Here is a 746-nt window from a genome sequence, read left to right as displayed (position 1 = left end):
GCTCGTCGGTCAGTATAGCCGCCAGTCCCTCCGCCACTTCATGGTATTGACGCACCGCAGCCCCGCATTCCCGCATGCGCTCCAGCAATTCATCGACCACGCCGACGGCCGCTTCGGCTTGCCCCGCTTGCAGGGACGAAGCCAGCTTGTCCGCTTCCTTCTCCGATAAACGAGGCGTCTCCGGCAATTCCCGCGGCGCCGTAATCAATTGCGTCTCTTCCTCCGGCAACGCTTGTCCGGCCCAGCTTCTTACCTGCTCGTAAGCATGGCCGAATTGCGAAGCATGCTCAAAGCGGGAGCTGACGGCGATCGTTACCGCGCAATAGGCAGAGCTTTGGTCCAGCAGTTCCTTGACCTCGGCCAGCATAGCCGAGATGGGCTCCGAACGGCCGTCCCGGACGACCGTGAGAATCTGATGATGTTCTAGCTGGAAGGTGTGCGAGCCCGGGCAATAACGCTCGACGGCCGCCCGAATATGCTCGCGAACGGCCAGCGAGGCGTGCTCGTGCCGGATGTTAAGCCGAGCCATCGCGTCTCCGCGGAATTTCAGCTCGTATAGAATCAGATCGTAGCTGCCGTCGGTCTCCGTAGTCATGAACTCCTTCCACTCCCCCAAATCCTCGTTGATGTTCTTGATCCGGCTCATGTAGCCATAGCTGGTCAATATGGAACGGTGCCGCTTCATCCTGCCTTGTACTTCTTCTCGCTCCTCGATTAAATGCAGAATATGGCTTTCGATCGCCTCG

Annotated in this window: 1 pseudogene; it reads right to left on the bottom strand. The window is 59.0% G+C overall.

Annotated features, from left to right (window positions below):
* Positions 1–746: pseudogene (locus PAT3040_RS37430) on the bottom strand (hypothetical protein); the annotation flags it as partial.

Source organism: Paenibacillus agaridevorans (genome assembly GCF_003112455.1).
Classification (GTDB): domain Bacteria; phylum Bacillota; class Bacilli; order Paenibacillales; family Paenibacillaceae; genus Pristimantibacillus; species Pristimantibacillus agaridevorans.
The sequence above is the reverse complement of the archived record's forward strand: the minus strand, read 5'-3'. Positions and strand labels throughout refer to the sequence as shown.